Annotated in this window: 2 protein-coding genes; both read left to right on the top strand. The window is 36.9% G+C overall.

Annotation, left to right across the window (positions count from 1 at the left end; genetic code table 11):
* The first annotated feature begins 582 nt into the window (after nucleotides 1–582).
* Nucleotides 583–3828 carry a SusC/RagA family TonB-linked outer membrane protein gene (locus EDC17_RS16390; RefSeq protein ID WP_132779285.1) on the top strand — a complete coding sequence of 1082 codons (3246 nt, stop codon included), beginning with the start codon at nucleotides 583–585 and terminating at the stop codon, nucleotides 3826–3828.
* A 4-nt stretch (nucleotides 3829–3832) separates the two neighbouring features.
* Nucleotides 3833–5572, top strand: coding sequence for a RagB/SusD family nutrient uptake outer membrane protein (locus EDC17_RS16385; protein ID WP_132779283.1), 1740 nt, complete (start codon nucleotides 3833–3835; stop codon nucleotides 5570–5572).
* Nucleotides 5573–5739: the final 167 nt, after the last annotated feature.

The raw sequence follows: 5739 nt of genomic DNA, 5'->3' as shown, positions 1-5739 counted from the left end.
AGCCGATGGTATTGCCGTAACAGGTGGGAGAGTAGGTCGGTGCCTTCTTTTATTAAAACTAAAGCCTTATCACAACAACGTGGTAAGGCTTTTTTGGTTTCTGCTATCTTGGGCTTTTTAACTATGCAATCTCAAAAACTAAAATCTCCGTGTTGCTTCACACTTATTCCAACAACTAAATATTTAATTCTCACTGTTATTACTTTAAGTCTCATCTTCGGGGACTGCTATTTATATAGTTGATATTCATATGATTTTAATTACTATCCATGAGGCTATTGTGGATAACATATGTAAAAGGCCTCTAAATACTCTCCTCTTTTTAGAAATTAATTATCGCTCCACTTTATATCTTGCACAGCCATCTTAATATAATTTAAAATACAGGTATAAGATTGTATTAATATTAATTATATTTGAGGTAATTATACACTTAAATCAACTAAACTAAATTTTCCACTTTTTAGAATTATTTAATTCTTCGAAAGACGGATGTGTTTTATTAACATTATCCTAATGTTTGTTTTAAATTATGATAAAACACGATTATTTATTTTGGTGAAAATTAAATCAATCTAATTAATGAGAAAATCTATTCTATTTGCAATAGTAACTGGAGTTGTTTTACCACTTTCTTATGGCTTTGCACATGCAAATGTTCCAAATTTTACTTCAAAATCTGGTTTATATCAGCAAGAATTAATTTCTGGGACAGTGGTCGATAGTAATGGGAAGCCAATTGCTGGTGTTACTGTTAAAGTTGTGGAGACAGGAATTACGAGTATGACTAATGAGAATGGTCTGTTTAATATTCAATCCACTTTATACCAAACATTATATGTCAGTATGTTGGGATATGAAGTTCAAGAAGTCAAAATCTCAGGCAAAAATTTACGTATTGTCTTGAATGAGGGAGGAGAAATGCTGGATGAAATTGTAGTCGTAGGCTATGGTGTCCAAAAGAAAGTAAACTTAACAGGAGCTGTATCTCAAATTGATTCAAAAATCTTAGAAGACAGACCCGTATCTAATGCCACTCAGGCGCTACAAGGAGCCGTACCTAATCTTAATATTAACTTCTCAAACGGTAGGCCTGGAACAGAAGGTTCTGTCAATGTTCGTGGTTTTGCATCTATCAATTCGACAAATGCTGGTCCTTTGATGTTGATCGATGGTGTACCGGGGAGTATTAATAATGTCAATCCTAGGGATATAGAAAACATATCTGTATTAAAGGATGCAGCGGCAGCAGCTATTTATGGTGCGCGAGGAGCTTTTGGGGTGGTATTAGTTACCACCAAGAAGGGTAAGGCAGGCCGTATGAATATAAGTTATAATAACAATTTTGGTTTTTCTGACCTAACTGTATCAACGGATTTTATGACAAGTGGGTACGACGCCGCTCGATTGAATGATGAAGCTTTTATACGTGCTACAGGTAATAGTTATACCGGATACACGCCCGAAGATTATGAGGAATTGCTTAAACGTAAAACGGATCCTTCGTTGCCGAGCGTTGTAATTCAGAATCGTAACGGAAAAGATCAATATGTGTATTATGCGAATACGGATTGGTGGGATGTATTTTACCGAGATATGCAAACATCATCAGAGCATGCCATTACAATGTCGGGTGCCACTGAAAAAATCAATTTCTATTTATCTGGGCGGACTTATGAAAAGAATGGAATCATGCGCGTTCAGCAGGATAAGTTTAGAGGATATAATCTGCGTGCAAAATTAGAAGGTCAATTGACAAATTGGCTGAAGGTATCTAACAATGGACAAATTAATTACAAGAATTATACTTTCCCGGGTTGGAATGGAAGTGCTAACGCAAATAACAACTTTATTTCAACGACAGTTCATGCGTTGCCGTCCTATGTTCCTGTGAATCCGGATGGAACCGCTACCTTCAGGACTGAATTAAATAACTATACAATTGGTGATGGTATCATGGCAGATTTGCTGCATGGTAAATCTAAAGGTGGTGAACGAGAATTTGAGTTTATGAATCAAACTGAAGCCGTTGCAACCTTGTATGATGGATTGACAGTTACGGGAAATTATACTTTTGCTTATAACCCAATTAATACTTTTGCTCGTAGAACCCGGGCACCGTGGTCAATCTATCCAGGGGTTATTAGTTATTTAGGATATGATCGACTCACTGAAGCACAAGTTACCAATCAAGTACATACAGTAAACTTTTTTGCCAATTATACTAAATCTTTCAATGATCATAATTTTGGTGCTACTGCGGGCTACAACCGTGAACATAGAGGTTATGACAGAATTGGAGGAGTTCATAATGATTTATTATCCGAAGACTTAAATGATTTCAATTTGGGAACTGGAGATATGACCGTAAATGGGGGAGCCAACACATGGGCTTTGGAAGGTTATTTTGGAAGGTTAACGTATAATTTCAAAGAACGGTACTTGTTTGAGGTTAATGGTCGATACGATGGTACATCAAAGTTTCCGAGTAAGCAACGTTTTGGGTTTTTCCCATCCGTTTCAGGAGGTTGGCGAATTTCCGAAGAATCATTTATGTCTGGTCTTAAGCCGATATTAAATGAATTCAAGCTGAGAGCAAGTTACGGTGAATTAGGAAATGCTCAAGAAGCGTCCGTCTATGGGTATATACCATTAATGAATTCGGGATTATCCAATTATATCCAGAATGGTAATAAAACACAATTTATATCTGCACCCACGCCAATTTCTTCAGATTTGACTTGGGAACGTACGAATACGCTAAACATCGGTACAGATATATCCTTAATGAATTCAAAGTTTAATATGTCCTTTGACTATTTTATTAGAAAAACTTTGGATATGTTAATTCCTGGTAAAACTTTACCAGCAGTATTTGGAGCTAGTTCGCCTAGAATGAACGCCGGAGATTTAGAAAATAGAGGGTGGGAAGTTTCCTTGTCATATCGTGAACAGTTTGAAGTAGGAGATAAACCTTTTACCCTCAATGTATCTGCTGGTTTATCTGATTCAAAAGCAACAATTACCAGATTCGACAATCCTCGGGGACTATTAACTGATTATTATGTGGGTCAGGAGCTAGGAGAGATTTGGGGTTTCAAAACAGACGGGCTTTTCCAGTCTAATGAGGAGGCTGCAAATTATGCTGTAAATCAAAATTATGTGGATAATGTAAGGTTGTCCGCTCCGGGAGAATGGTCAAGATTGCAAGCTGGAGATCTGAAATATTTAGATTTGAACGGCGATAATATTGTGAATCAAGGGGATAATACCCTTAGCAATCCTGGAGATCAAGTGATCATAGGCAATAGTCGTGCTAGATACACGTATGGATTTAATTTGGGTGCTAATTGGAATGGTTTTGATGTATCAGCATTTTTTCAAGGTATTGGTCGTCAGCATTGGTATCCAGGCACGAATGCAGATAAATTTTGGGGTCCCTACTCAAGACCTTATTTTTCGTTTGTCCCAAAAGATTTTGAGCAAGATGTATGGACACCTGAGAATCCTGATGCATATTATCCATTGTTGAGAGGATATATTGCCTTAAATACTAGAGGTTCATTAGTGACGAAAAACGACAGGTATTTACAAAATATTGGTTACCTGCGTCTCAAAAATGTAACATTAGGGTATACTATAAAGCAGGAATGGATGCAGCGTGTTAAGTTATCAAATGCCCGACTATTTGTGTCTGGTGAGAATTTATGGACTGCTACAGCTTTACGATCGGATTATATAGATCCAGAGCAAGCGGCTCAAGAGTCTAATGGTAGAGCTTACCCATATTCAAGAACATTTTCTTTTGGTCTAGATATTACTTTCTAAAAATATGAATAATATAAACATAAAATATTTGATGCTATTTGCATTTGCTTTGGTTGGGTGTGAAAAGGGTTATTTGGATAGACAGCCTGAAGCTAATATTTCACCTGAAACTTACTTCAGGACAGAGAAGGATTTAGAATTATATACTAATTCATTTTACGATGCGCTGCCCAGTGCAGAAGGCGTGTATAATGAAGCAGTGGATAATATTGTTAAGAATGCTTTGTCTGAAGATTTAACAGGACTTAGGCAAGTTCCAGTTTCTGGAGGAGGCTGGTCTTGGAGTCAACTTCGAAATATTAATTATTTCCTAGAGAATTATAACAAAACTGTTCCAGAGGCTCAAGCCGCCAAACACGCTGCTACCGCTCGCTTCTTTAGAGCTTATTTCTATTTTGACAAAGTAAAAAGATTTGGTGACGTGCCTTGGTATTCTAAAAGTTTAAATACAAATGATGAGGAAGAATTAATCAAACCGAGAGATTCTCGCGTGCTCGTTGTTGATTCTATAATGGCTGATTTGAATTACGCTATCGAGCACCTTCCTACTGCCAAGAGTGATGAAAAGGTGACCAAATGGACGGCATTGGCATTAAAATCTAGGGTGGCACTTTTTGAAGGAACGTTTAGAAAATATCATAAAAATTTAAATCTACCCAAATCTAACGAGCTTTTATCTGAGGCTGCCGCAGCAGCTAAAACATTGATGGATAGTAAGCAATATAGTCTTTACAAAGGGAATGGATCGGATGGATACGGATTATTATTTTCTTCTGTAAATAGTATACCAGAAGAAGTGATTTTGTCGAGAAAGTTTTCAACTGCGTTGCAGATATTTCATAACGTAAATTATTATACCATCACCGCTTCTTATGGTAAGCCGGGTTTAGAGAAAGATTTGGTGAATACATACCTGATGAAAGACGGATCTAGATTTACGGACAAAAGTAATTATGCTACCTTAAGTTTTTTGGAGGAAATTCAGGATAGAGACCCAAGACTGAGTCAAACTATTCGTACTCCAGGGTATAAGCGAATAGGCGGAGCATCTCCAATTGCTCCAAATTTTGGACATACTGTGACGGGATATCATGTCATAAAATTTGTAGGTGATGTCAAATATGATTCATTCAATATTTCCGAAAATGATATGCCTATATTCAGATTTGCTGAAGTGTTATTAAATTATGCGGAGGCAAAAGCCGAGTTGGGTGAAATTACACAAGCTGATATAGACATATCTATCAAACTATTAAGAGATAGGGTAGGTATGCCGAATCTCACATTGGCTACGGCTAATTCTAGTCCAGATCCTTATCTGAAAAATCAGTATAAAAATGTATCTGGGACCAACTCAGGCGCTATCTTAGAAATAAGACGTGAACGTCGCATTGAGCTAGTCATGGAATCATTCCGATGGGATGATCTTATGCGATGGAAAGAAGGTCATTTATTGACTAGGCAATATAAGGGCATGTACTTTCCGAGTATAGGTAAATTTGATTTGGATGGGGATGGTAAGGAAGATATATGGATCTATGAAGGAGATAGACCAAATCAATCGGGTATACAATTGTTGAAATTAGGGTCTGAAATTCTATTGGAGAATGGAAAATCTGGTAATGTGATTATTAATGGACATATCAAAAAAGTATTTGATGAGAATAAGGATTATTTATATCCATTACCAATTCAGGAATTACAACTTAATCCAAATTTAACACAGAACGAAGGTTGGAAATAATCCAGCCCAGGCTTCAATAATAGAGATCATGCGATAACAAAACGTTATCGCATGAATTTTATCCCCCGCTATTCCAATGAGTTAAGTGATAATCCAAAAATATATCAGCGTAAAGCTTGGAAGCAATAGGTAATGTTGCCTATCTTTGCACCACTCCGCAAGGGAGC

It is taken from the genome of Sphingobacterium alimentarium, assembly GCF_004342685.1.
GTDB classification, from domain to species: domain Bacteria; phylum Bacteroidota; class Bacteroidia; order Sphingobacteriales; family Sphingobacteriaceae; genus Sphingobacterium; species Sphingobacterium alimentarium.
The sequence above is the reverse complement of the archived record's forward strand: the minus strand, read 5'-3'. Positions and strand labels throughout refer to the sequence as shown.

Excerpts from the sequence above, each read along its gene's own strand:
- EDC17_RS16385 (WP_132779283.1), top strand. The coding sequence starts at position 3,833 with ATGAATAATATAAACATAAAATATTTGATGCTATTTGCATTTGCTTTG.
- EDC17_RS16390 (WP_132779285.1), top strand. The coding sequence starts at position 583 with ATGAGAAAATCTATTCTATTTGCAATAGTAACTGGAGTTGTTTTACCA.